This is a genomic window from Bacteroides sp. 1001302B_160321_D4, assembly GCF_015667765.1.
Classification (GTDB): Bacteria; Bacteroidota; Bacteroidia; order Bacteroidales; family Bacteroidaceae; genus Bacteroides; species Bacteroides xylanisolvens.
This window is the reverse complement of record NZ_JADPLO010000011.1, coordinates 74,054-100,514: the sequence shown is the minus strand read 5'-3', so window position 1 is coordinate 100,514 and position 26,461 is coordinate 74,054. Positions and strand designations below refer to the sequence as shown.

At 43.5% G+C, this 26,461-nt stretch carries 18 protein-coding genes and 2 pseudogenes; 7 read left to right on the top strand and 13 right to left on the bottom strand.

Annotated features, from left to right (window positions below; all coding sequences use genetic code 11):
* Positions 1-12 precede the first annotated feature (12 nt).
* The 4 genes from KFO40_RS06725 to ilvD form a co-directional block, all read right to left on the bottom strand.
* A complete protein-coding gene (locus KFO40_RS06725; protein WP_004306752.1) occupies positions 13-756 on the bottom strand; it encodes an acyl-[acyl-carrier-protein] thioesterase in 744 nt (247 codons plus the stop codon).
* Between the two features lie 5 nt (positions 757-761).
* On the bottom strand, positions 762-1,319 hold the full coding sequence (ilvN, locus tag KFO40_RS06720) for an acetolactate synthase small subunit (protein WP_004299476.1): 558 nt from the start codon (positions 1,317-1,319) through the stop codon (positions 762-764).
* A 57-nt stretch (positions 1,320-1,376) separates the two neighbouring features.
* The gene (ilvB, locus tag KFO40_RS06715; RefSeq protein ID WP_009038759.1) at positions 1,377-3,071 is read right to left on the bottom strand and encodes a biosynthetic-type acetolactate synthase large subunit; all 1,695 of its coding nucleotides are present in this window, start codon (positions 3,069-3,071) and stop codon (positions 1,377-1,379) included.
* A 124-nt stretch (positions 3,072-3,195) separates the two neighbouring features.
* Entirely contained in the window at positions 3,196-4,995 is a 1,800-nt protein-coding gene (gene ilvD / locus KFO40_RS06710) for a dihydroxy-acid dehydratase (protein ID WP_004312414.1), read from the bottom strand.
* A 481-nt stretch (positions 4,996-5,476) separates the two neighbouring features.
* On the opposite strand from ilvD, the gene KFO40_RS06705 reads away from it, so the two are divergent.
* The gene (locus KFO40_RS06705; protein WP_004313581.1) at positions 5,477-6,055 is read left to right on the top strand and encodes a peptidylprolyl isomerase; all 579 of its coding nucleotides are present in this window, start codon (positions 5,477-5,479) and stop codon (positions 6,053-6,055) included.
* A 141-nt stretch (positions 6,056-6,196) separates the two neighbouring features.
* Here KFO40_RS06705 and KFO40_RS06700 read toward each other — a convergent pair whose 3' ends face one another.
* Entirely contained in the window at positions 6,197-7,483 is a 1,287-nt protein-coding gene (locus KFO40_RS06700; RefSeq protein ID WP_009038761.1) for a serine dehydratase subunit alpha family protein, read from the bottom strand.
* 133 nt (positions 7,484-7,616) lie between these two features.
* Between KFO40_RS06700 and KFO40_RS06695 the strand changes: the two genes are divergently transcribed.
* Entirely contained in the window at positions 7,617-8,702 is a 1,086-nt protein-coding gene (locus KFO40_RS06695) for a PCMD domain-containing protein (protein ID WP_008641135.1), read from the top strand.
* Positions 8,703-8,823: 121 nt separating this feature from the next.
* On the top strand, positions 8,824-9,609 hold the full coding sequence (locus tag KFO40_RS06690; RefSeq protein WP_008641133.1) for a porin family protein: 786 nt from the start codon (positions 8,824-8,826) through the stop codon (positions 9,607-9,609).
* Between the two features lie 104 nt (positions 9,610-9,713).
* Here KFO40_RS06690 and KFO40_RS06685 read toward each other — a convergent pair whose 3' ends face one another.
* Positions 9,714-10,280 carry a calycin-like domain-containing protein gene (locus tag KFO40_RS06685; protein WP_008641131.1) on the bottom strand — a complete coding sequence of 189 codons (567 nt, stop codon included), beginning with the start codon at positions 10,278-10,280 and terminating at the stop codon, positions 9,714-9,716.
* A 162-nt stretch (positions 10,281-10,442) separates the two neighbouring features.
* Here KFO40_RS06685 and aroC point away from each other — a divergent pair, with 162 nt between their 5' ends.
* A complete protein-coding gene (gene aroC, locus KFO40_RS06680) occupies positions 10,443-11,519 on the top strand; it encodes a chorismate synthase (protein WP_008024813.1) in 1,077 nt (358 codons plus the stop codon).
* On the top strand, positions 11,519-12,883 hold the full coding sequence (locus tag KFO40_RS06675; RefSeq protein WP_151923567.1) for a dipeptidase: 1,365 nt from the start codon (positions 11,519-11,521) through the stop codon (positions 12,881-12,883). The genes aroC and KFO40_RS06675 overlap by 1 nt, the downstream gene beginning before the upstream one ends.
* A 113-nt stretch (positions 12,884-12,996) precedes the next feature.
* Here the strand turns inward: KFO40_RS06675 and KFO40_RS06670 are convergent, their stop codons facing one another.
* Positions 12,997-14,055: a linear amide C-N hydrolase gene (locus KFO40_RS06670; protein WP_008024815.1), complete on the bottom strand. Its 1,059-nt coding sequence runs from the start codon at positions 14,053-14,055 to the stop codon at positions 12,997-12,999.
* A gap of 181 nt (positions 14,056-14,236) precedes the next feature.
* On the opposite strand from KFO40_RS06670, the pseudogene KFO40_RS25820 reads away from it, so the two are divergent.
* Positions 14,237-14,380 (top strand): annotated as a pseudogene (locus KFO40_RS25820) (formylglycine-generating enzyme family protein); the annotation flags it as partial.
* Between the two features lie 27 nt (positions 14,381-14,407).
* Here the strand turns inward: KFO40_RS25820 and KFO40_RS06660 are convergent.
* Positions 14,408-16,444 carry a hypothetical protein gene (locus KFO40_RS06660; protein ID WP_211146212.1) on the bottom strand — a complete coding sequence of 679 codons (2,037 nt, stop codon included), beginning with the start codon at positions 16,442-16,444 and terminating at the stop codon, positions 14,408-14,410.
* A gap of 109 nt (positions 16,445-16,553) precedes the next feature.
* Positions 16,554-18,731, bottom strand: a complete 2,178-nt coding sequence (locus tag KFO40_RS06655) for a DNA topoisomerase 3 (protein ID WP_008024816.1) — start codon at positions 18,729-18,731, stop codon at positions 16,554-16,556.
* A 123-nt stretch (positions 18,732-18,854) separates the two neighbouring features.
* Between KFO40_RS06655 and KFO40_RS06650 the strand changes: the two genes are divergently transcribed.
* Positions 18,855-20,417: an ATP-binding protein gene (locus KFO40_RS06650; protein WP_004313570.1), complete on the top strand. Its 1,563-nt coding sequence runs from the start codon at positions 18,855-18,857 to the stop codon at positions 20,415-20,417.
* Positions 20,418-20,464: 47 nt separating this feature from the next.
* Here the strand turns inward: KFO40_RS06650 and KFO40_RS06645 are convergent.
* The 4 genes and pseudogenes from KFO40_RS06645 to KFO40_RS06630 all read right to left on the bottom strand — a co-directional run bounded on the left by KFO40_RS06645 (position 20,465) and on the right by KFO40_RS06630 (position 26,457).
* Positions 20,465-22,202 (bottom strand): annotated as a pseudogene (locus tag KFO40_RS06645) (ATP-binding protein).
* Positions 22,203-22,559: 357 nt separating this feature from the next.
* Positions 22,560-23,330: a DNA-binding domain-containing protein gene (locus KFO40_RS06640; RefSeq protein ID WP_211146211.1), complete on the bottom strand. Its 771-nt coding sequence runs from the start codon at positions 23,328-23,330 to the stop codon at positions 22,560-22,562.
* A 248-nt stretch (positions 23,331-23,578) separates the two neighbouring features.
* Positions 23,579-25,132: a glycosyl hydrolase family 18 protein gene (locus tag KFO40_RS06635; protein ID WP_008024822.1), complete on the bottom strand. Its 1,554-nt coding sequence runs from the start codon at positions 25,130-25,132 to the stop codon at positions 23,579-23,581.
* A 29-nt stretch (positions 25,133-25,161) separates the two neighbouring features.
* A complete protein-coding gene (locus tag KFO40_RS06630) occupies positions 25,162-26,457 on the bottom strand; it encodes a DUF1735 and LamG domain-containing protein (protein WP_008024824.1) in 1,296 nt (431 codons plus the stop codon).
* Between the last annotated feature and the right edge of the window lie 4 nt (positions 26,458-26,461).

Genomic DNA, 26,461 nt, shown 5'->3' with positions numbered 1-26,461 from the left:
ATATTCTCACATTTATTCAAATATCACTTTCGAGCGGCAAACAACTTCGTTGCCATTCTTCTTCACTTCTACGTGAAACTCGTTTGCGTTCACTTCATCGCAGAAGAAAGAGAGTTCATCACCAAAATAGCTTTCCGCCACATACGCCATTTCAAAACGACGGATACGTTTGGTCTTATACAATTCAATCGGGAACAAATCAAGGATATGCTCGATGTAACGGATGCTGTTTACATGACCGTTGATATCTATATCACTGTATTTTGCCGTCAGGGTAGCTATCGGCTGATCGCTTGTCACTTTGATGCGTGAAGGCTTTTCAATCGGGCAAGGCTCATCACAGACATAGTCTACGATACTTCCCCCATGCAAAGTCAACAAGTCGGCAGGCTTGCGGGTATTAAGATTAATCATTGCCCATACGGAACGTGCGTAGCCAATCTTCTTCCCATCCTTATCAATAATAGCAAAATTACGGTCCGTAAACAAGCGGTAGACATTTTCCACCCACGTCTGAACCGAGAAATTCTCATACTGATAAGGCATTTCATCCAACTCAATAGCCAGACGTGAAAGCACCCATGTGTAATTGTCCTCATTCAGCGTTGCAATACCAAAACCACGGTCATTGGCGTGAAAACCTGCACAATTCAGCAGATGATTTCCCAGTACCCCCATAGTCAGACGTCCGTTGAAGTCAACATGGAACGGTTCTGCCACAAACTGATAAGTCCCTATTCTATTTTCTTCACTCATTATTCTTATTGGTTTTTACTTTGGTTATACATAGCTTCCCGTCCATCGAGAAACTCATTCACCCGTTCAAAGCAGCTGGTAGTAATCGCTACACGTCCCGAACGAACAAACTGCAAAACACAATTCAAAGCCTTCAGTTCACCATAGAGCGAAGTTATATCTTCGCTCATTCCATTTTTCTCGACAATAGAAAATACCGGATTGACTTCTACTATACGTGCATTGTATCTACGAATCAGCTTGGATGCTTCCGGATTCTCCTGAAAAGCAGGAGTAGACACCTTATATAATGCAATCTCGTGGAAATAAATCTCATCCTCTGTGAAATAATGTGCCTGAATCACGTCGATCTTCTTTTCGATCTGTTTCACTACCTTCTCAATGATGTCCTTATCAGTCCAGGCTGTTATTGTATACTTATGTACACCTTTAATAGAAGAAGCAGATACATTCAGACTCTCAATATTTATTTGCCGACGGGTAAATACAGCAGTTACCTGATTCAGCAACCCAGCTATATTCTCCGAATGAACAATGATTGTATATAACGTTTTATCACTCATAACTCTAATTTTTTAAATGCGAACTCTCAACTCTCCATTCTCAACTCTCAACTTCTCCTAGCACTCCAGCAACATCTGGTTTACCGAACCACCTGGAGGAGTCATCGGCAAAACATTGCCTTCTTCCACCACGCAAGCTTCGAGCAGGAACGGACCGTCCGTTGCCAGCATTTCAGCAATAGCTTCCTTCAGTTCTTCACGAGTGAAAGCACGTTTGGAAGGAATATCATAAGCCGAGGCCACTTTCATATAATCCGGATTCAACATCGGGGTAAACGAATAGCGACGGTTGAAAAACATAGCTTGCCACTGACGTACGTTTCCTAGGTAATTATTGTTCAGGCAGATAATCTTCACCGGAGCCTTCTGCTCCATAATCGTACCCAGTTCCTGAATATTCATTTGCAGTCCGCCATCTCCCATAAATACGCATACGGTGCGTTCCGGTGCTCCGAAAGTTGCCCCGATAGCTGCGGGAAGCCCGAAGCCCATTGTTCCAAGTCCTCCGGAAGTAATGATACTGCGTTCTTTCGTATATTTAAAGTAGCGTGCAGATATCATCTGATTTTGACCTACATCTGTTACCAAAACAGCTTCATGGTGAGTAGCATCACTTACCGCACGTACCACTTCCCCCATACTCAAAGAGTTTGTGGCAGGATGAAGTTCGGGACGGATTACTTTTTCCTCCTCTACTTTCTCATATTCTTTGAAGCTATCAATCCATTCGGTATGAGTGTTCTTTTTCAGAAGTTTCGTCACAGAAGCCAGTGTTTCCTTGCAATCTCCCAATACAGCTACATCTACCTTTACATTCTTATTAACTTCCGCAGGATCGATATCAAAATGAATCACTTTTGCCTGTTTGGCATAAGTAGCCAAATTACCGGTCACACGGTCGTCAAAACGCATACCAACAGCAATCAGCACATCACATTTATTGGTATTGATATTCGGTCCCAGATTGCCGTGCATACCCAACATACCTTTATTCAACGGATGTTCTGTTGGCAAAGCCGAAAGCCCGAGCAGCGTACAACCCGCAGGCATATCCGCTTTTTCGATAAACTCGCGCAATTCGCTCTGTGCATTTCCCTGTTCAACACCTTGTCCAACCAATACAAGCGGACGTTCAGCGTTATTAATCAGTTCGGCAGCAGCCTGTACAGACTCCTCGTCCGTATCGGGAACAGGAACATAGCTACGGATAAAATCGACTTTCGTCGGTTCGTATTTCGTTTTCTCTACTTGCGCATTTTTGGCAAAGTCCAGTACCACCGGCCCCGGACGACCACTACGAGCAATGTAAAACGCACGTGCTACCGCCCAGGCTACATCTTCCGCACGGCGAATCTGATAACTCCATTTAGTGATTGGCTGGGTGATACCTACCAAGTCAACTTCCTGAAAAGCATCCGTCCCAAGAAAGCCTGTTCCGACCTGTCCGGCAATCACTACGATAGGCGTACTATCGATCATCGCATCCGCAATGCCTGTTACCGTATTGGTTGCTCCGGGACCGCTCGTCACCAGGCAAACACCTACATCACCCGATACACGGGCATAACCCTGTGCGGCATGGGCAGCTCCCTGTTCGTGACGAACCAAGATATGATTCAATATATTTTGATGATCGTACAAGGCATCGAATACCGGCATAATAGAACCACCGGGGTAACCAAAGATGGTAGTCACTCCCTGATGTTCCAAGGAGCGCATCAAAGCCTCTGCACCTGTTATTAAATCTTTCATATTAGTTGATAGTTGATAAATGATAAATGATAGTTGAGAAATGACAGTTGAAAATGAATGGTTTACAATCATTGCGCTAAGTGCTGCGCAGCTAACTATTACCTATCAACTATCACCAACTATATTATATAATTCTCACTGCTCCCTTATCGGCAGAGCTTACCATGCTGGCATACGCCTTCAGGCTCTTCGGTACATAACGGTCACGAGTAACAGGAGTCATCGGACGGGCCGCCAGTTCTTCATCCGTCAGTCGCACGTTAATCTTCCGGGCCGGAATATCGATTTCGATAATGTCTCCGTCTACAATTTTTCCGATATTGCCTCCAGCTGCCGCTTCAGGAGAAATATGTCCGATACTCAATCCGGAAGTTCCACCGCTGAAACGTCCGTCGGTAATCAAAGCACATTCTTTTCCGAGATGACGGGATTTTATATAAGAGGTAGGATAAAGCATTTCCTGCATACCGGGACCACCCTTCGGACCTTCGTGCGTGATGACGACGACGTCGCCACTGACGACTCGACCTCCGAGGATGCCTTCACAGGCTGCTTCTTGCGAATCAAATACTTTGGCAGGTCCGGTAAACTTCCAGATACTTTCGTCTACACCTGCTGTTTTTACTACACAACCATCTTGAGCAATATTACCTTTCAATACGGCCAGTCCGCCGTCTTTGCTGTAAGCATGTTCCAAGTCACGAATACATCCGTTTGCACGGTCCTTATCCAGTTCCTTATAGTACATACCTTGTGAACCAAGTACGAGATTGAATTTATTTCCGGCTGCGCTCGAATATTTCTTAATTGCTTTTTCGCTCACATTCGGGCTGGTGATTGAATATTCATTAATGGCTTCTGCCAGTGACATTCCGTCTACCCGACGAACGGATGTATCTATCAAACCTCCCTTTGCCAGTTCGTCCATAATGGCAATGATACCACCGGCACGGTTTACATCCTGAATATGATATTTCTGTGTATTGGGAGCCACCTTGCAGAGACAAGGAGCCTTGCGGGAAAGCATGTCGATATCATCCATCTTGAAGTCTACCTCTGCTTCGTGAGCAACAGCCAACAAGTGAAGAACCGTATTGGTAGATCCCCCCATTGCTATATCCAGCGTCATGGCGTTCAGGAAAGCCTGACGGGTAGCGATGCTACGGGGAAGTACACTTTCGTCTCCTTCTTCATAATATAATTTTGCATTTTTCACGATCAGTTCCGCAGCGTCTTTGAAAAGTTGCGTACGGTTTTCGTGTGTCGCTACAATGGTTCCGTTGCCGGGAAGAGCCAGTCCGATTGCTTCATTCAGGCAGTTCATCGAGTTGGCGGTAAACATACCGGAGCAGCATCCGCAAGTAGGACAAGCATTTTGCTCGATATTCGCTACTTCCTGATCGCTAACACTCTCGTCGGCCGATTTAATCATCGCATCGATCAAATCCAGGTGCTGGCCATTCCATTCTCCCGCTTCCATCGGACCACCCGATACAAATACGGCAGGGATATTCAGACGCATAGCCGCCATTAACATTCCGGGAGTGATCTTATCGCAATTACTGATACATACCATTGCATCCGCCTTGTGCGCATTAACCATATATTCTACGCTATCTGCAATGATGTCACGTGAAGGAAGCGAATAAAGCATACCGTCATGTCCCATTGCTATACCATCGTCGATAGCTATTGTATTGAATTCCGCAGCGAAGCATCCCAGCTTCTCAATCTCTGCCTTCACCAGCTGACCGATTTCATGTAGGTGTACATGCCCCGGGACAAACTGTGTGAACGAATTGACGATAGCGATAATGGGTTTACCCATTTGATTCTTCTTCATGCCGTTGGCTGCCCACAATGCACGGGCTCCCGCCATCCGACGGCCTTGTGTACTAAACGAACTGCGTAATTGCTTTTTCATTTCAATCTATCTTTTAATTAAAGAGCCTTCCTCACACAAGTGAGAAAGGCTCTAAATTCTATCTTTTATGGTACGAACACATACAACACAAAAACCTTTCTCACGCTCTTGATGGGACCACCACGACGCGAATAATATGCAGGACTGCTAGGTTAATAGATGTATGTAACATATTCATATCTTCTTTTCTTTATTTTCGTGCTGCAAAGGTAAGGGCTTTTTTATTATATCCAAACAAATCGAAGAAAAAAATCACTTAAAAGCGAATAATTGTAAGAAAAGAGAGGTATTATTTCTCTATTTTATCACTTAAAGGTTGAATTTACAACTATTATCTAACTGCGCACCTCACTTCCTTTTTCTGACAAAAGCACTTAATAATCTGAAATTTACCCTCCCTATACCGGAGTACAAGCAAATAATTCGTATCTTTGTAGACCCGTATTTACGGGAATTATTAATCAGAAACAAAAAAGATCAGATGGAAACAGTAGAAAACAAGTACATTACCGTTGCATACAAACTATATACAATGGAAGATGGTGAAAAAGAGTTGTTCGAAGAAGCAAAAGCAGAACATCCCTTTCAATTCATTTCAGGATTAGGAACAACACTCGAAGATTTCGAAAATCAGATAACTGCTCTTTCTAAAGGTGATAAATTTGATTTTACCATTCCGGCAGATAAGGCTTACGGACAATATGACGAACAACACGTTATTGACCTCCCCAAAAATATTTTTGAAATAGATGGCAAGTTTGACAGCGAACGTATTAAAGAAGGTAACATCGTACCTTTGATGACTGGCGACGGTCAGCGCGTGAATGCCAGCGTAGTAGAAATTAAACCGGATGTTGTAGTAGTTGACCTCAATCACCCGTTGGCTGGTGCCGACCTGATTTTCGAAGGTGAAATACTGGAAAGCCGTCCTGCTACCAACGAAGAAATCCAGGAATTGGTGAAAATGATGAGTGGCGAAGGTGGTTGCGGTTGCGGATGCGACAGCTGCGGTGATGGCTGTGGCGACGACTGCGGTTGCGAAGGCGGACACTGTCATTAATTGAAGTATTAAGTATAAAGTATTAAGTATTAATTTCGTGCGAATATAGCCGGAGTTTTAATACTTAATACTTTTTTTATGCCGTCATTCCGGCTAATACTTAATGCCTAATACTTAATACTTGATACTTAATACTTAAAATCAGCATCCTTTGTGCGTCATGATGTCAAGCACCATTTTATCCGTTTCGTTCATGGCTTGCGAGCCGATTCTTGTCAGGTTACGGATACTTTGGTCTACATCTTCATCTATAATTCCTTCTACGGAAGTCACACAACGGTCTTCCATTGCCATCATGGCAGACAGTACGGCTGTCGAAACTCCGGTGGTTACCTTCAAGGCACAACTCGGTTTTGCACCGTCACAAATCATTCCTGTCAAATTGGCAATCATGTTTTGAACAGCGAAGGCAACCTGATTGTAGTTTCCTCCCATTAACCAGGTGATTCCACAACTGGAACCTGTGGCAGCTACCACACAACCACACAAAGCAGACAGACGCCCCAAACTTTGTTTGATATATATAACAGTGAGATGGCTAAGCATTAAAGCACGGATCAGTTCTTCTTCACTTTTTCCGTTTTCTTCTGCAAAGACAACGACAGGAAGTGTAGCGGATATCCCCTGATTACCACTGCCGGAATTACTCATTACAGGAATCATAGCGCCAGCCATACGGGCGTCGCAGGCAGCCGACGTATAAGAGAGGATATGAGAAAACACGCTATCCCCCATCACTTTATGCTCATAAGTTCCCCGAAGCATTTTCCCTAAAGAATGTCCGTAGTTACCTTTAAATGCTTGTTCGGCAGCAGCTTTGTTCAAACGGGCTGTGTCAAGGATGAAACGGATTTCATCCAGCGGAGCAGTCAGTGCAAAATCATAGACCTTGCGCAAATTTAGTTCGAGCGAAGCCTCTTCCTCTTCTTCGCTAGCTGTCTGTTGATTGTCGAGCAACATTTGTTCATCTTTGGCTATATATATAAAAGTAGTATGTCCACCGGCAATGATGGCTTTAGCCGTTTTATCTCCCGTTTTACAGTTCACTTCAATATAAAGCTTTTCCGTAATATCTTCTTTTAGAGAAATACAAATCCGTTTTTCTGCGATAAACAGTTTTCCCTGTTCCACCGCTTCCGATGTACAATCCCTCAACACCTCCAACTGATAATCTGATTTGCCAATCAACGCACCCAAAGCAACCGCTATGGGAAGCCCGACCATACCCGTTCCCGGAATTCCTACTCCCATAGCATTCTTTAATATATTAGCACTTAACAGGACTTCTATCTTTTCCGGTTTCGCTCCCAATGTTTCGGCAGCCTTAGCAACACAAAGCGCTACTGCGATAGGTTCCGTACATCCGATAGCCGGAATGACCTCCTTCTTAATCAATTCTATAATTTGCCTTCTTTCTGATTCAGTCATAGACTTATAAGTTTTGATTCCACAAAAATAGGAAATTCTTTCTTTTCCAACATTCTATAATGAACAAATAAAATCTCATATTGTTATAAAATCTCCCATATACCAAACTTTAACAGAAAGAATTGATAGAAAAATGAAAGCAAAACACGTAATTGTCTATTTGCTACTAGCTATTGTTTCCTCTTCATGCATCCGCGAAGAAGCTCTCAATGCAGAAGCAGACATATTAAGTTGTATACTACCGGGAGTAGCCATGACAACCAGCCCTATTATTAACAATAATTCCATAACTATCTTTGTCGGTCCGGGAACTGATATTTCAGAACTCAAACCTGAATTTACATTGACTCCAGGAGCTACGATCAGTCCACTTAGCGGCACAGAACGAAATTTCAATACCCCACAGGAATATACTGTCACAGCTGCCGACGGTATTTGGAAAAAAGCATATACAGTATCAGTGATCGACACGGAACTTGCCACGAACTATAATTTCGAAGATACACTGGGCGGAAAAAAGTACTACATATTTGTAGAACGCGAAAGAGATAAGGTCGTCATGGAATGGGCCAGCGGAAATGCGGGTTATGCCATGACCGGAGTAGCCAAAACAGCCGATGATTATCCCACTTTCCAAATAACGGACGGAAAAGCCGGCAAATGCCTCTCCTTAGTGACACGCAGTACCGGATTCTTCGGTCAGCTAGCAGGAATGCCTATTGCAGCAGGAAATCTGTTTATCGGTTCTTTCGATGTGAGTAACGCAATGAGCAATCCACTGAAAGCGACTAAATTCGGCCTTCCTTTCCGGCATGTACCCACTTATCTAGCTGGTTATTATAAATACAAAGCAGGAGATCAGTTTACAGAGGGAGGAAAACCTGTGAACGGGAAACGGGACATCTGTGACATATATGCCATCATGTACGAAACCAGTGAATCTGTTCCCACTCTCGACGGAACAAATACATTCACCAGTCCGAACCTGGTTTCAACAGCACGGATTAATAATGCCAAAGAAACGAACGAATGGACTTACTTTAAACTTCCTTTCATCACTCTCCCCGGAAAATTCATTGATAAGGAGAAGCTAAGGGATGGGAAATATAATATAGCCATTGTGTTTACCTCAAGTCTGGAAGGAGATCATTTTAACGGAGCAATCGGAAGTACATTACTGATCGACGAGGCCGAGTTAATCTATCACTCGGAAAATTAGCGGGATTTCGATGAAGGATTTTCCATAACAATACCTCATAATACACTCAAGCAATGTACCCACACAAAACGTGCACATTATCAAACGAACGGAATTAAATAACTTTATAACAACCATAATGATGAAAATCTATCCGTATATATTCAGTTTATTAGCCTGTATAGGAATAGCTCTCCCTGGCTATTCACAGGTAGACCGAAATGAAACGCTGATCCGTTCCGCCCTTCACGGACTGGAATATGAAATCAAAGCAGGTTTCAGCATTGGCGGCACAGCCCCGCTTCCCCTTCCGGTAGAAATCCGTTCGATTGACGGATATAACCCGACACTGGCCATCAGCATAGGGGGCGAAGTAACCAAATGGATTGCCGTTCAGAACAAACTCGGAATCATAGTCGGACTCCGGCTCGAAAACAAAGCAATGACCACCGAAGCCACCGTAAAAAATTACAATATGGAAATTCTCGGACAAGGAGGTGAAAGAATCAGCGGAGTATGGACGGGCGGAGTGAAAACCAAAGTACATACCGCCGGACTGACTATACCTCTAATGGCTACCTACAAACTAAGTAACCGATGGAACATCAAAGCCGGACCTTATTTCTCGTATCTGCTTTCAAGAGAATTTTCAGGTCATGTGTACGAAGGATATTTGCGGGAAGATGCTCCCACCGGTCCGAAAGTAGAATTTACCGACGGCAAAATTGCAACCTACGATTTCTCGGACGACTTGAGACATTTCCAGTGGGGATTACAGGTGGGAGCCGGATGGCGAGCTTTCAAGCACCTCAATGTGTATGCTGATCTCACCTGGGGATTGAACGATATATTTAAAAGCGATTTTAATACAATCACTTTTGCAATGTATCCTATCTATTTGAATATAGGTTTTGGGTACGCATTTTAAGTCTCACCACAGATTACACAGATTAACACAGATTGATTTATAAGTCATAGACTATCAATATAAATAATCTGTGTTAATCTGTGTAATCTGTGGTGAACAAGGAATTAATTTCCACCAGACTCCGCCACCTGTTTCACTCCAGAATAGGTCACTTTTACAGTCTGTTGCAATGTAGGCACTTTCACGTTAATGGCCATGTCTGCATTTCCATCTTCTACCGTTCCCGTAACAGTTACAGGACAGGTACCCAAAGCAGCGGCATTTCCCTCAAACGTAAGGTCTTGCTGTCCGGTAAATGTAGACACACCTTCCCCTTTCTTCACTTCACACTTATCAACAACAATATCTCCAAACTTCAGAATCTGTTGATTGATGAACAATTCAAACTCCTTCAGTTCAATCTTCACCTCCGTATTGCTGACCTGCGAGAGGGTGATAAACTTCTCTATTCCATCTCCTATGACAATTTCTTGGTCAGAACCATCCGGTATCATGGATATATCCAGATTTCCCCAATACGTTCCGACTACATCCGGAGCCGTTATCGCAGCTTCCTCTTCAGGAGGATTCCCATTATTCTTGTTATCACTGTCGTCATCGTCACTGCTACAAGCAGCAAAGAAAGTAAGAGAGCAGACCAATGCCAATAAATACAATAGATTCTTTTTCATACGTCTTTGGTTTAGTTATTATAATAAATTTCGTCCCTTATAAACTAAAAAGAAGAAAAAAGGTTCAATATGCTTCCTTTTTCGAAGATATTTCGAGTTCACAACTTTCTTATCGAAAACTTTGTTATATTTGCATATAGTAATTTTAAAAAAGCCACAACTATGTTTAATTCATTTGGCAATATCTTTCGGCTCACAAGTTTCGGTGAGTCTCATGGAAAAGGAGTTGGAGGAGTGATTGACGGATTTCCGGCAGGAATTGTCATCGACGAAGAATTCGTACAACAAGAACTTAATCGTCGCCGTCCGGGACAATCCATTCTTACCACTGCACGTAAAGAAGCTGATAAAGTTGAGTTTCTTTCAGGTATTTTTGAAGGGAAATCCACCGGATGCCCTATTGGTTTTATCGTTTGGAATGAAAACCAACACTCCAATGACTACAACAATCTGAAAAATGTATATCGTCCTTCACACGCTGATTACACGTACACAGTGAAGTACGGAATCCGTGACCACCGTGGCGGCGGACGTTCTTCCGCACGCGAAACGATTTCGCGCGTGGTAGCCGGCGCATTGGCTAAGTTAGCACTTCGTCAACTGGGTATCAATATCACTGCCTATACTTCGCAGGTAGGTCCTATCAAATTGGAGGGTACTTACTCGGATTACGATCTTGATTTGATAGAAACAAACGATGTACGTTGTCCGGACCCGGAAAAAGCAAAAGAAATGGCAGACCTTATATATAAGGTGAAAGGAGAAGGCGACACCATCGGTGGCACACTGACCTGCGTCATCAAGGGATGCCCCATCGGACTTGGACAACCTGTTTTCGGCAAACTCCATGCTGCCTTGGGTAACGCCATGTTAAGCATTAACGCTGCCAAAGCATTCGAATACGGCGAAGGATTCAAAGGACTAAAAATGAAAGGTTCCGAACAGAACGATGTTTTCTATAATAACAACGGACGCATCGAGACACATACCAACCACTCCGGAGGTATCCAGGGAGGATTGAGTAATGGTCAGGATATTTATTTCCGTGTAGTATTCAAACCGATTGCAACGTTGCTGATGGAACAGGAAACCGTCAACATTGATGGTATCGACACCACCCTGAAAGCACGCGGACGCCATGACGCTTGTGTACTGCCCCGTGCCGTGCCTATCGTAGAAGCAATGGCCGCCATGACTATACTTGATTATTACTTACTGGATAAAACGACGCAACTGTAATGAACGAAATTCAGAAATACATAATAGCGCACGAGCCAGAAATGATGAATGACCTGTTCAGCCTCATCCGCATCCCCAGTATCAGTGCTCTGCCGGAGCATCACGATGATATGCTGGCTTGTGCGGAACGCTGGGCGCAGTTGTTACTTGAAGCCGGAGCAGATGAAGCATTGGTGATGCCCTCAAAGGGTAATCCGATTGTTTTCGCTCAAAAGATGGTCGATCCGGACGCAAAGACTGTATTGGTTTATGCTCATTACGATGTAATGCCGGCCGAACCGCTGGAGCTTTGGAAAAGCCAGCCGTTCGAACCGGAAATACGGGACGGATATATTTGGGCACGTGGAGCAGATGACGACAAAGGACAATCATTCATCCAGGTAAAGGCGTTCGAGTATCTGCTTAAAAACGATTTGCTGAAGAATAATGTAAAATTCATCTTCGAAGGTGAAGAAGAAATAGGCTCACCCAGCCTGGAGGCTTTCTGCGAAGAACACAAAGAGTTACTGAAAGCAGATGTCATCCTTGTCTCGGATACGAGTATGCTGGGAGCTGAACTTCCGTCTTTAACAACCGGTCTTCGCGGACTGGCTTATTGGGAAATAGAAGTAACCGGACCGAACCGGGACTTACATTCCGGACATTTCGGCGGTGCGGTGGCTAATCCCATCAACACACTTTGCCAGATTATCAGTAAGGTGACGGATGCCGACGGACGGATTACCGTTCCCGGATTCTATGACGATGTGGAAGAAGTTCCGCAAGCCGAACGGGAAATGATTGCGCATATTCCTTTTGACGAAAAGAAATACAAAGAAGCAATCGGCGTAAAAAAGCTTTTCGGAGAAAAAGGATACAGCACATTGGAACGTAACAGCTGTCGTCCGTCTTTTGACGTATGTGGCATTTGGGGCGGATATACGGGAGAAGGTTCTAAAACCGTACTTCCTTCAAAGGCGTATGCCAAAGTTTCCTGCCGGTTGGTTCCGCATCAGGATCATCATAAGATTTCGCAGATGTTTGCAGAGTATATTTCAAGCATTGCTCCGGAAACTGTTCAGGTGAAAGTGACTCCAATGCATGGAGGACAAGGATACGTATGCCCGATTTCGCTTTCTGCTTATCAGGCTGCCGAAAAAGGCTTTGAAATTGCTTTCGGAAAGAAACCGCTGGCAGTACGCCGTGGTGGTAGTATTCCTATCATTTCTACTTTTGAACAAGTATTGGGAATCAAAACTGTATTGATGGGATTCGGTTTGGAATCAGACGCCATCCATTCACCAAACGAAAACTTTTCACTGGATATTTTCCGTAAAGGGATAGAGGCAGTCATTGAATTTCATCAGGAATACGCCAGACGATAAAGCGGACAGACAAAAAGTCTAATTATAAACGGTATATAAAAAAGAGCGATGGACAAGTGTTTGATTACAAACCCGTCCACCGCTCTTTTTATATATTTACAGATACCAACAAATTACATGACCGGAGTCTGGAAAAGGAAAGTGAATGATTGACTGTCTTTCAAATCTTTCACTGCATCACCTGCATAAATCTCTCCCTTTGTCAGAGACAATTTCTTAATCCCTGCTTTCGGACTAAAATCTATTTTCTTCAAGTCCAGCCAAAACATATTCGGTGTCAAAGTAGATTCGAAATAATACACTTTATTCTTCTGATCGGAAACGGAACGCCAACGGGTAGAAGAAATATAAGGCTTCTCCGGCGTGTTAATACCAAATGGTACAGAAACATTACGCATCACACTCAATACACTGGGAACTGCAATTTTTGCATCAGCAGTTTGCGGAATGGCATGAATGTAGAAAGAAGCCCTGACAAAGCGGTCACTCGCACGATTTGTTCCCGGTAGCATCTGTAAGCCACCAATTTCTTTCCAATAATCATTAATAGCCAATTGATAGTCATATCGGGGAGAATTTGTCATCACCCGGTATTCTTTCCCTTCGTGAATACTCAATTTTCCATCCAGATATTCCAGTACAGCCGTATTCCCAGTTTCATCGGTTATAGCCAGATGCAAGGTAGATTCCGGCCCTCCATTCGGCATACGGGGAGCATCAATTCGGAAAGTCTCTTTTTTCAGTTCATCCACGGCTTCGCGTACCGTAGCAAAGTTATCGAGTACGTACTGTGTCCAAATACTGATTCCCATTGCCGGACGGGTATCACCGGGAAGAGAGTAAATGGATTCCGGTAAGAAAAGCAGACTCGCCACCAATCCTTTCTCGTTCATTCCATCGCAAGTACCAATATCATATCCTGTGGCAATCACACTTCCGTATTTGGCAGTCCAGTTCACCGTTTTATCCTTGTTATGTCCCGCACGCTGAATACCACGTGGAAACACATAGATATTCGTCATGATATCTTCTTTCCAGTCCATGGTACGCCCCGTTATCACCATCTGATCAGGACCTATGTATACTGCACGCGTACATGCTTCCACAGGCTGTATACTCCCCAAAGAGACGGCAGCCAACACCAATGCAACTCCTACTAATCTTTTCTTCATATTCTTTCTATTTAAATAATTGATACTCTCATTTTATAAATAACAAATATGCCACGATTATTGCCTACAAGAAAGATGATTTTAATGAAAAAAAAGAATTTATTCAGTGAATGAGGAAGTTTTTGGTTTTCGACGCATGATAGTTATCATCGCAGAACTCATTTCTAGCGATAGATATTAAATAAATAAAAAGGATATGCATAAAGTATTACGCGGAGGCAGTTATTACACCTTCGAGAAATACTGTAAAGTCACCAGCCGTTATGGAGTGACCCCACAACGGTGGGATATTGATTACGGGTTGCGGTTAGTAGTGTCTCTCTAACTTATGTATAAATGTTAAGTCGGCTTATTAATCGGCCAATCTATAAAGCTCATATCCTCCCAATGCCAGTATGTAGGGCAGATTATAAATTACATCAGCATCCTTCTCTACCTCCTCGGGATACTTTTGTAGTAATTCGCTGAAAGGCATAATAAGAGGATGTTGCAAAAATACCTTATCCTTCACCTTAGCACGTCTCCAGCCGGCCACCGTACGCTCGGCATTCCATCGGTACTTCTCCATGCGTACTAACAGATACAAAACTTGAGCTGGCAGATCTTCATTGAACATAGATTCGGATATGTGTGCCGGTGAGTGGTCACTCCGTCTGATGCCGTAGCCCAGTGTGCGACAAAATACACTATAGGCATCCAGCTGATAGCGATTAGCCCAACGTAGTGGTTCGCTTAGTTTATTCCACAAATACTGCGCCTGGTGGTTCATCAAAATAAAGTCAGCAGAATGGTTACCATAGGATTCATACATCTTCTTCAATACCTCTTTTTGTTTGAGGCTTTCATCAGCATAACAACAATCGTATAAGTAGTTCACATACAAAGCCAGTTTATCTTGCAAGATGTTTTTCTTTATTCCCCTGTCTACCATACCAAACACCTTGACATAGCGATAGCGTCCCTTCTCGTCGTCCACCATCGACGACAAATCATTATTAAACTCCTGACGGATTAGCACACGACACTGATACTGATAAACTTCATGTGGTAAGTTGAGTCCTAATGAAAGACTCAAATCAGGATCATGCACACAAATGGCCACTGTAAGCATACAATGCTTATTTTGTGCCCACTGCTGCAGGCGGGTACGCATAGCAGTACTGCAAATATCGTCATGGCAATATTCCACCTCAATATCATCTATTTGGCTCTCTATATAGGGGAATTGAGCTTTGAAGTAGTCTTTCTGTGCCTCCATCTCGCGATCCACTAAAGTGATACGGGTACGTATACGTTCATCTGCAGGCAGACGGTCATCATAATTGGCATAATGGCAGATACGCAATGCTTCGAGTAGCAACGAACGTCCCACTCGGTTGAATCCCACGATAACCAGATGCACATAGTCTTGACTGGTAGCACTCCAACTTCCATCAGGTTGTTGTGTAATGCTTATGGGGCGATAATCCAGCGGATCATAACGCCTTTCACAATCAGCTCCATAAAGGCTCCATAGCTGCCGGGCCAAGTTTTCATGGAGATTAAAGGGCCGAAAGAAAATATTAGGCTTGCCTTCTATACAAAAGACTTCGGGCGGCAGATTCATTTTCTGTATGTTAGAATACGAAGGGATGCTATCAAACTGTACATACACAGGCATCATCTTACCATCATAACATTTACCACGCAGAGTACTTACCAAGTGCATAATAGCTATATTTTTAGCATCGCGCCCGTAACGTTCTTCATCACCCAGCACATATACTTCAATAGCACTCTCTATGTTCAACCGCTGAAGTTCTTCGATCGACTCAATGTTGCCAAAGTAAACAAGCACTTGTCGCTCAACTTCAACAGGCAGGGCCGACTGTATACGATGCCGCACCGTTGCCGACTCCATACCGCTCATCAGCAAAATACGTGCCGAAGGACATTCGTCATACAGTTCACGTATCATATTGATAGACAATTCGTTGAATCCGATCAGTACATAATGATTTTTTATATTACGGTAGGTCATTCGCCCCGCGTATACCACTCCCACACGCCGCTCTATAATATTAGAGATAGTAGAGATGAGCACACCGCCCAGTAAAACGGATCCCGAAATGCTGATAAGCCCCACTAATATCCTGTTAGGCCAGGCAGTCTCTTCTATTTGGTTACCGGGATCGACAAAGTTGTTGTACACTGCCCAGAGCCTTTCTCCCCATTCCTCGTGTCCATGCAATTGGATGGAAAAGAGCATCGCGATAATAAAAAAGATAGCCAGCGCCGTAGCAATGGTAACGAGTAGCAAGGTGAGCTGTGACTTGATACCGCCCGAAATGGTGCGATCTATATACTCTTGCGAGAATATCTTCTTGTAGTAGTTTGCAAAACGGTTCATAGTAGTCCATATAGATTTATGTACAAATATAGTGTATTTTTCTATAAATCAAGTAGTTTTCCACTAAACTATTTCAGCCATACACTTTACCTTGTTACTGTGCGGAAAATTAGAAATTCTTCCGGAAAGTACATCCATTTCTCCATTCCGAACACCCGTAAGCAGTCTTCCCTTTAATGATGGTTCCTTTACCACAAAGTGGACAGGGTTGACCTACAAACGCATCTACCTCACCTGCCGCAGAAGGAGTTGAAGCTGCCATGGCCACCGGAGCAGGAGAACCGGGCGAATCAGTCTTCACTTCATTCGTCGTTTTTTCCGCTTTTGGTTTCTTTTCTTTCGGTGTACTCGGTTTTCGTTCACGCTTTTTAGGTTCTTTCTTCTCTTTCTCTTCGGCTTTTGCAGCAACTGCGTCCTGAATAGTTATGCGTCGATTCGTATTATCAGAAAGTACACTCATTACGATCTCTGAAACCATCTGCTTTAGTTCTTCGAGGAACTGGCGGGCATCGTATGTTTTCTTTTCAATCTCACGCAACTTCTTTTCCCAAATACCTGTCAATTCTGCCGATTTCAATAATTCTTCGTGAATAAGCTGCACCAACTCCACTCCTGTCGGGGTGGCAATCAGGTTCTTTCTTTCCTTACGGATATAATTTCGCTTGAACAACGTCTCAATGATTGCAGCACGGGTAGACGGACGACCGATACCATTCTCTTTCAAAGCATCGCGAAGTTCATCATTGTCCACCAGTTTTCCGGCTGTTTCCATTGCACGAAGCAAGGTTGCTTCAGTATAAGGTCTGGGCGGCTGTGTCCATTTTTCATTCAGGTCCGGAATATGAGGACCACTTTCACCCTTCACAAAAGCAGGAAGTACATTTTCATCCTCTTCCTCTTTTTCTTCAGTAGGGTCTTTTACTTCCTTGGCAAACACGACACGCCATCCCGGTTCCAGAATTTGTTTTCCGGTTACCCGAAACTCTATCTTATCCACTTCTCCCATTACGGTGGTAGTAGAAATTTTACAGTCCGGATAGAACACGGCTATAAAACGACGGGCTATCAAGTCGTAGACACGACGTTCCATATCCGTCAAGTTTTGAGCATAGACTCCGGTTGGGATAATGGCATGGTGATCCGTCACTTTCGAGTTGTCAAATACCTTTTTTGATTTAAGAAGTGTAGTGCCAGCTAACGGAGCTGTCAAGACTTCGTAATCACGGAGTCCTTTCAGGATAGCAGGACATTTCGGATAAATATCATCGCTCAAGAAAGTGGTATCCACACGCGGATAGGTAGCCACTTTCTTCTCATAAAGAGACTGGATCAGTTTCAGTGTTTCATCGGCTGAATAAGCGAATTTCTTGTTACATTCTACCTGAAGGGAAGTCAAATCGAACAAACGTGGAGCGTATTCCTTCCCGTCTTTCTTGCCGACATTGGTGACTACAAAAGGTAGGTCTTTAATACGTTCTACCAATGCTTCGCCTTCTTCCCGGTTGGCAATAGGGTCGATGCCCGGGTTATCTATTTTCTTTTTTCCGCCGTTCTTTTCCTCTTCCGCGGCAATTTCTTCATCACTTTTGCGAATGAGTGCAGAGAAAGTGGTATTACGATAGTTTGTTTTCAGTTCCCAATATTGTTTAGGTTCAAAATTGGCTATCTCCAATTGACGGTTGACAATCAATGCCAGCGTCGGTGTCTGTACACGACCGATAGAGAGCACCTGTTTGTTTTGACCGTATTTAAGGGTATAAAGACGGGTAGCGTTCATTCCCAACAGCCAATCACCCATCGCACGGGAAAGACCGGCTTCGTAAAGTGATTGAAATTCAGCTTGGTCTTTCAGTTTCGAGAATCCTTCACGAATAGCTTCTTCCGTCAACGAAGAAATCCACAGGCGCTTCACCGGACAGCGTGCGCCAGCTTTTTGCATCACCCAGCGCTGAATCAATTCTCCCTCCTGCCCGGCATCACCGCAATTGATGATTTCATCCGCATTCTGCATCAGCCACTCTATCACATGAAACTGCTTCTCAATACCCGGATCATGCCCAATCAGCTTGATACCGAAACGTGGCGGAATCATCGGCAGACTGCTCAAGCTCCATGATTTCCAGTTAGGGGTGTATTCATGTGGCTCCTTCAGGGTACAAAGATGCCCGAATGTCCAGGTCACCTGGTATCCGTTTCCTTCTATATATCCTTCTTTTCTGGTATGAGCGCCGAGTACTTCGGCTATATCACGTGCTACAGACGGCTTTTCGGCTATGCAAACTATCATTTTTTCTCTTCTTGTTTTTAAACTATCAATTTGCAAAGTTACACGAATATTTGTCTAAAAGAACAATATCCCACAAAATATGTTACCTTTGCAAGAGTAGAATTCTTATAACAAAGAACAAGTATGATTGATTTAAACCGCAAATTGCCCATCGGAATACAAACTTTCGAGAAAATCCGCAAAGGAAATTATCTGTATGTAGATAAAACCGCCCTTGTCGGAAAAATGGTGTCCACAAGCATCCCCTATTTCCTTAGCCGTCCCCGACGTTTCGGAAAAAGCCTGCTGATTTCCACTTTCGAGGCTTACTTTCTGGGACGCAAGGACTTATTCGAAGGACTAGCCATCTCACAAATGGAAGTTGACTGGCAAGTCTATCCGGTTTTTCATATTGACTTGAATGCACGCAAGTATGATTCTCCGGCAGATCTGATAGCGATGCTCAACCAACATCTGGAAAAATGGGAAGCAATCTACGGAACCGAAAAGCAAGATCGACAACCGGAAGAACGATTCGCCTATATTATAGAACGCGCATGTGTGCAAACCGGAAAGCAAGTAGTCGTATTAGTAGACGAATATGACAAACCTCTTTTGCAAGCTCTGGATAATCTGCCCTTGTTTGAAGAATACCGCAAAATGCTAAAAGCATTCTATGGAGTATTGAAAAGTGCTGACCGCTATCTGCGTTTCGTATTTCTGACAGGTGTTACCAAATTCTCACAAGTCAGTGTATTCAGTGATTTGAATCAACTGAATGATATCAGCATGAAACCGCCTTATGCCACCATTTGCGGCATCACCAAGCAGGAACTGATAGATACATTCACTCCGGAATTGGATAAGCTGGCCTCATACAACCGGATGACACCAGAAGATACAATCCATAAGATGACCTCACTTTACGACGGGTATCATTTCTGTGAATATGCAGAAGGCATGTTCAATCCGTTCAGTGTATTAAATGTGTTCGATGGATATAAATTTGAGAATTACTGGTTTCAGACAGGCACTCCTACTTTCCTTGTCAAGATGCTGATGGATAGCAACTATGACCTGCGAACGCTCATTGACGGAGTGGAAGCAAACGCAGCGTCATTCAACGAGTACCGGGCAGAAAGCAGGAATCCTATTCCGCTGATTTATCAAAGCGGGTATCTGACGATTAAAGAATACGATCCTCGTTTCAAGACTTATCAACTTGCTTTTCCCAATGATGAAGTGAGATATGGCTTTATGAATTTCCTTCTGCCATTCTACTCTAATATTCCCGATAATGAGCAAGATTTCTATATTGGCAAATTTGTCCATGAGTTGGAAAGTGGCAATATCAATGCTTTTCTAACCCGCCTTCAAGCCTTCTTTGCCGATATACCTTACGAACTGAATGACCAGACAGAGCGGCATTACCAGACTGTTTTCTATCTGATATTCAAACTCATGGGACAGTTCACACAAGCAGAAGTACGCAGTGCAAAAGGACGGGCTGATGCAGTTGTCAAAACACCGAAGTATATTTATGTATTCGAATTCAAACTAAATGGCACAGCCGAGCAAGCATTACAGCAAATCGAAGATAAAGGATATCTTATCCCTTATCAGGCAGATGAACGGGAAGTCAAAAAGGTTGGAGTAGAATTCAGTACTGACACACGAAATGTCAGTCGATGGCTACCCGAGGAATAAGAGAGTATAATTACTTCTTCCTCATATTTATCTACAAATGATTCATATTAAACCTCCCAACACTTCCACCCTTTGTTGGCACAGATATACACAATGTACGAACGAACATGGTAATTGGGGAATTTTCTTTTTGTATCTGCGGCATAACCTTTCACTTGCTCTACGTGTTCTACCAGCGGTTCGGTGAGCGCAAGCATACGGTCGGCATCTTTGGAACGATAGTATTTAAATTCCACCACGCGATCGTCCGTGTAATAATCCGTGCCGGGGATGCCGATCATTTCAAAATCCGAACGACCGACGGAGTTATTTTGTTCGATGGCAAAAGTGTAACAATGGCTCAAATAGCGGGAGACAAGCTCGTAGAAAGAACAACGGATAAAGTTCTCGTTGATCTTATCGAAAACCTGTGCGGGGAATTGTCCCGGATATTGCTCGAAATAGTTCTGCACAAGGGGTTCAAAACTACGATTGGAATCATAAAGTTCATAAACCGGGACGTAACGACTGGCGTTACCTTCGATCTTGTTCAGTTGGTTGTAATAATCCATGTAGATGCTGAGCATGGTCATGTTGGGGAGCACCATGCGGTATGCACTCTTCAGGGTAGTCATACCTAAGTAGAACAGGCTGACGGGATAGAATTCTTTCTCAAAAAATTTCTTCTTGTTGAATTTGCCGGACAGATCTCTGACGTTGTATGACAATTCACCGCCTATCACCAGGGCATCGAGCATCTCTTTGGCGTTGTTCTGCGAAAGAGTCAGGCGGCGAATCCAGTTGATGTCCGTACGCAGGTTCTCATCGATCAGTTCGGAGGGAATACTTCCGGCATTAGCGGCAAATTTCTTAAAAAAATAAGTTAAGATAGTGGAGTTAAAAAGACGTTCACCGACAGGGCTAAAACGATAACCGTCGTAGTTGTTCACAATAAGCTGCCAGATTTCCTCGAAGCGTTCTTCGCTTGCACCGGGAGCATATTTATCAAGTACATAGCGCAAGTATGTTTTCGTTTCTTCATAGGTGAAGCCGAGCATATTCAAAAAAACGGGTTTGAATGTGAGGATTTCCGCAATGTTGTACCCGCTGGTCAGGTCGTCCATGATGACAGGCAATACGCCTGTGCAGAAACAAGTGCGAATCGTGCCTTCGCCGATACCCGCTTTGATAACTTTAAAAAAGGTGAGAAGAAAACTATCACTAGTGGTTACTTCCTCATAAAGTGAGTCATTATAGGAAGTAAGCAGTTGATTGGTGAAGTTATCGTATTCGTCAATCAATATATATGCTTTAGGCAATCCATGTGAGCTGATATAACCCAAAAGTTCCTCCAACATCTGCACAGCATTTCCTCGAGTTGTAAACTGAAAATCACCAAACAGGTCTCGGTTATGTTCTACCGTAACTTCCACGGGTCCACAATTCAGGTCATTGAAGTTCTGTACCACCCCTTCCATATCATCCGCCATCACCATAGCCGAGAAGTCATAACGAATCACCAAATATTGATTATGTTCTTCCGTAGGATGTTCGCCAATCCGTAGGATGTTCGCCAATCCAGGTGCCGCCAAAAAGTTCTTCAAAACGATTCGCTTTCGTACGGTCGTAGTAGTGGGCCAACATGGAGATGAGCAGACTTTTCCCGAAACGACGGGGACGGAGAAAGATGGGAGCATTATAGTCTTCAAGCCCCGGAATGTAATTTGTCTTATCAACATAATAAAAGCCACGTTCACGCATTTCTGCGAAGTCGGCCACTGCGTATGGAATCGTTATTCTTGCCATAATCGTTGATCTTTTCTTTCGGTAAAGACAAAAGTACTAATAAATTAGTACCATAAAAAAGATAATGCGAAAAAGATAAATAAATACCAAGCTCAATTATGGCTATATACATAAGTCTTTGATGAAAAAGAGGGCAAAACAGAGAAAAAGATCAAAGTTATGCATTTAGCATGTATAGCCCTATACACGAAGGCTGCACAACTCTATACATGATGCGTGTATAGAGCTATGCAGCCTCTCTGCATAAGGGGATGTGTCAAAACTCTCCTTTCTACGAAGTCACCCTCGCCACAGATAGTTGTAGCGAGGGTGACTTTTTGTTTATAAGAGTTTTGACACATCCTCCAAGAGAACATTTTATGCCGCAGGATCGGGAGCTTCTCCTCCTCCGCCGCCTTCGCTACCACCGGAACCGGAGCCGCCTCCTGCATCGGGTTTCGTGCCGACGTAGAAAGTAGCGATAGCGGTTCGGGGTGTCTTTAGGAGCGTGCTTCCTGCATACTGTGTAGTGACGGTGAGGGTATATTCGCCATCGGCCAGACCGGCAGGAACAATGAATGTGAGTTGTGACGGGTTGTTGACGGCCAGCATATTGAGGTCGACAGGTGTGGTTTGTTCTTTGCTGTCGGTGATAGTGATGCCGACGGAAGAATCCGTACCTGCAATTTTCAACATACGGCCATTGACTGTGAACGGACGGCCTGCAATGGCGGTGGCAGGTGAGAATCCGGCAACGTACATCACGCTTTGGCGTTCGCCCAAAATACTGATAGAGGTTTGGGCGATAGCTTCACGCAGTTCTTTGTCTTGGGTGAAGGAGACGTAGACGGAGTTCTTCTCGGGATTCCATTTTCCGCCATCGATAACACCGCGGAGTTGCGCTATGGCGTGGTAAAGACCGGTGTTGACACTATATCCGCTAAGGATGAGATCGCTCACAACACGGTTGTAGAGCTTCACGACGTGCTCGATGGTTTCGGGACGGAGCCCGGTGTCTTCCTTGTGCATCTCATCGAGTATATCCTGCAACGAAAGATTACCGGACGATTCGAGCTGACCGATCTTATCGTCTTTGTTGTCGACGGTTACAGTGTTGTCGACTAACCAGATTTTCAATACATTCTTCATTATGATGTTGTTTCTACTTGGTTTTATGAATATTATTAAACGAAAAAATAAAGAATATCAATAAAAAGTTTACCGGATTGAGGCAGTCCGAAAAAATATTGTTTGCTATCATTTAACTCTGTCATTCAGAGCTAAGCGAAGAATCTACTCTTTCGAATATACAAAGAAAAGATTCTTTACTACATTCTGAATGACAGAATGATATACTTATCAGACTTACAGGGCAACCTCTTCCTTATTTTATTCCCTTACCAGTCTTTGCGGAAAGCATAAAATTGCGTCGCAACTCGAGCTTCTTGTACAGCTGCACTATATTTAGGATAATTCCCATCATTATTGTCATGGAAGCACATCAAAAGATTCTTAAATCCATCAACAACCATCGTTTCTAAATTATACTGCCTATAAGGAATGTTTTCTACAACCGCAACTTTTCCAAGTCCTTCGTCTATAGTGATTACTCTAGCTTTTGCCTGCAATTCTTCAAAAAATCCCATGTCTTCTGGGGTCCGTTCTTTAATATAAAGCGCAATTCCACCATAACGTTCTTTCGTCATCCCTGCAATGGGTTTGCGTTCCGAACCATCCGCCCAAGGATTTACCGGAGAATCCCAGATTACATTCCAAGCCAAGTCAATATAATCGCCCACTACAATGCCCTCTTGTTCTTTATTCATTGTGGCTGTAGTACCGCCATCATCTGCAAGAGTGAGCATTATATCCGGCATTGCTTCACGCAGAGCCTTGATTAATTTCGGATACGAAGTTTCATTGACAGTCGGTGCTTCGGCCTTGTCATATCCGGCTCCCTCATCACGCAAATGAATACCATCCAACTGAAACAGTTCTACAGCTACCTTAACTTGAGCCACAAAATCAATTATTTGAGGATCTGTCAAATTAGCGAAGCCTATTCCCGTTCCACCTCCTTCGATAGAAAGACACACTTTCAGACCATTCCGCCTCAACGGTTGAATGTACTGAACATTGTGCTTCAGCACATATTCCATATCTGGTGTATACTTCAAAATTACTCTCCGAGAGGAAGCATCATATCCCAAAAGGGCTTTGCGCACATTTACAATATCAACAACAGGTACATTTTCATAAATCGTTTCTCTGTCTCTACGAGATCTCAGATACTCTAGTTTAGCTGTAGTTTTGTCAGCTATCAAAGGATTCATCACTTCCGTATCAATATACGCTACTACTTTATAATCTTTTTTAGTTCTATCCTGATATTCCTCATCTCGTTCCGTGATAGAATAGAAAAGCTTATATTGATTGCCATCCTCGTCCATCGCTACCAATGGTAACAGATATTGAGACCCAGCCATTGAAGCATCAACAGTCATTCTTGATAAGGCAAAGCTTACCCGCGTCGATTTCCGTTCGCCTTTAGCTATCGTTACTTTTCCCTCGTTGGTAATAGTTAACTTATCTCCCGGTTCTTCTATCACGTTTTCTATAAATATATTATAATACTTTGCTGGCAAAGCTTTCAACTCCTCGTTACTTAAAGGAATATTCAAACCTATGGTAAAAGTCATGTCGTGCTCCGCCGGTTTCGCCAATTCCACATATAGTTCATCACCTGTCTGTACCACAAAGTCACGGAAGATAAGTCCACTTCCCGGTGCTGAAGCACTTTGCAAGGAAGCGGCTTCAACAACTTCTTCCGGTGACTGTGTAGATTTGTCATGCGCAACGCTTGGGTTCACCAATGCAGCCTCTTCCTCGCAGGCTCCCATTGCCACTGCTAGCAACGCACACAAAGATATATTTCGTATTATTCGTTTCATATATAGATTATTTAAAAAGTTCTACACACTTATTCCTGATTCACTTTCGGTACTTCGATTCCGCTCGGCCACAATTCCGCATCGGTTTTACTGTACATTTCGAGATGGTCACTACCTTTCCAGTAAGGTACTACCTTCGCATCGTTCCCATGCCCGGTTCGGTCTGCCACGACAGTGCCTGTCCCTTCGTCGAACTTCCAATAAGCACACAAAGCCGGTTCGGTTGTCGGGTTAGAGATTTCATACATATTCTGATAAATCTGTTCTTGTGTACGGGCTACATTCCAAATGCGAGCTTCACATATCTCACCATCAAACTGGCGGCTTATATCGTGCGACTCTCCATAAGAACGCCCAAAATAGAAGTTAAAATCACCCCCATTCCCAAATTCATCATCAGGTAACTTATCTCCCAAACTGATACTAGTCAAGTCACTTTTACCATGACTGGTACTTATACTTTGTAATTGTCCGTTTACATAGAAAGCAATAGTCGCAGTAGCTATATCCCATGTCAATGCCACATGATACCACTCACCTGCCAACAGTAATTTCTGGTTATTGATTTCGGGGAATTTACCAAACGTAGTCTGTGTTTGTAACTGTCGGTTCGGAAATTCTTTATCCCCAATACGCATCAGAAAATACTGTTCAATGCCCATTATAGAGGATATTTCTTGCTGGAAACTGTTCACTCGTATAATAGCTTCCATTGTTACCGCACTCAAGTTATTCACCACATCTGACGTCGAACTTCCTTTATCGAACCCAGGCACAGCAACATAAATATTCTTTAAGTTCATTGCCGTAGTAATGGCACTGGAACGGCGTACCAAATAATACATCGTGCGCGAACCGTCCATTACTCCCACTCCATCGGCTCCTCCAATGGAAAGCGGGCAGAGGTAAGTTACGTCAATCTCCAACTCATCGAGTTTGGAGAATTTAATGCCTACTTCTTCGGAAGTAGTCTTTCCGGCAGGAATCACCACTTCTGTTTTCAACAGCTGATAATATGTTTCAGGCAGCACTTCATAATGCGTGTCGTTCTTTGCATTATATTCACTAGTCAACGAAGCGTCTACCTTCAAGCTGACCTTCACATCATCCCCCGCCGGATAAGACAATTTCACCGCAAAAGTCTTCGTTTGGCTTGTCACCTTACGGTTAAAAGTGAAAGCCTCCGTATTTTTACTGGCAGCCACATTCAAGTATGCCGAATTATCGAACGGTGACTTTTCGCTGTAATCCGTATTATCACAGGCAACCGGCAGAAATAACAAAACTGCAGCTGCAAAGCACTGATAAAGTTTATGTATTCTCATAGCT

Coding starts and splice junctions, on each gene's coding strand:
- KFO40_RS06725 (WP_004306752.1), bottom strand. CDS start 756: ATGAGTGAAGAAAATAGAATAGGGACTTATCAGTTTGTGGCAGAACCG.
- ilvN (WP_004299476.1), bottom strand. CDS start 1,319: ATGAGTGATAAAACGTTATATACAATCATTGTTCATTCGGAGAATATA.
- ilvB (WP_009038759.1), bottom strand. CDS start 3,071: ATGAAAGATTTAATAACAGGTGCAGAGGCTTTGATGCGCTCCTTGGAA.
- ilvD (WP_004312414.1), bottom strand. CDS start 4,995: ATGAAAAAGCAATTACGCAGTTCGTTTAGTACACAAGGCCGTCGGATG.
- KFO40_RS06705 (WP_004313581.1), top strand. CDS start 5,477: ATGGAAACAGTAGAAAACAAGTACATTACCGTTGCATACAAACTATAT.
- KFO40_RS06700 (WP_009038761.1), bottom strand. CDS start 7,483: ATGACTGAATCAGAAAGAAGGCAAATTATAGAATTGATTAAGAAGGAG.
- KFO40_RS06695 (WP_008641135.1), top strand. CDS start 7,617: ATGAAAGCAAAACACGTAATTGTCTATTTGCTACTAGCTATTGTTTCC.
- KFO40_RS06690 (WP_008641133.1), top strand. CDS start 8,824: ATGAAAATCTATCCGTATATATTCAGTTTATTAGCCTGTATAGGAATA.
- KFO40_RS06685 (WP_008641131.1), bottom strand. CDS start 10,280: ATGAAAAAGAATCTATTGTATTTATTGGCATTGGTCTGCTCTCTTACT.
- aroC (WP_008024813.1), top strand. CDS start 10,443: ATGTTTAATTCATTTGGCAATATCTTTCGGCTCACAAGTTTCGGTGAG.
- KFO40_RS06675 (WP_151923567.1), top strand. CDS start 11,519: ATGAACGAAATTCAGAAATACATAATAGCGCACGAGCCAGAAATGATG.
- KFO40_RS06670 (WP_008024815.1), bottom strand. CDS start 14,055: ATGAAGAAAAGATTAGTAGGAGTTGCATTGGTGTTGGCTGCCGTCTCT.
- KFO40_RS06660 (WP_211146212.1), bottom strand. CDS start 16,444: ATGAACCGTTTTGCAAACTACTACAAGAAGATATTCTCGCAAGAGTAT.
- KFO40_RS06655 (WP_008024816.1), bottom strand. CDS start 18,731: ATGATAGTTTGCATAGCCGAAAAGCCGTCTGTAGCACGTGATATAGCC.
- KFO40_RS06650 (WP_004313570.1), top strand. CDS start 18,855: ATGATTGATTTAAACCGCAAATTGCCCATCGGAATACAAACTTTCGAG.
- KFO40_RS06640 (WP_211146211.1), bottom strand. CDS start 23,330: ATGAAGAATGTATTGAAAATCTGGTTAGTCGACAACACTGTAACCGTC.
- KFO40_RS06635 (WP_008024822.1), bottom strand. CDS start 25,132: ATGAAACGAATAATACGAAATATATCTTTGTGTGCGTTGCTAGCAGTG.
- KFO40_RS06630 (WP_008024824.1), bottom strand. CDS start 26,457: ATGAGAATACATAAACTTTATCAGTGCTTTGCAGCTGCAGTTTTGTTA.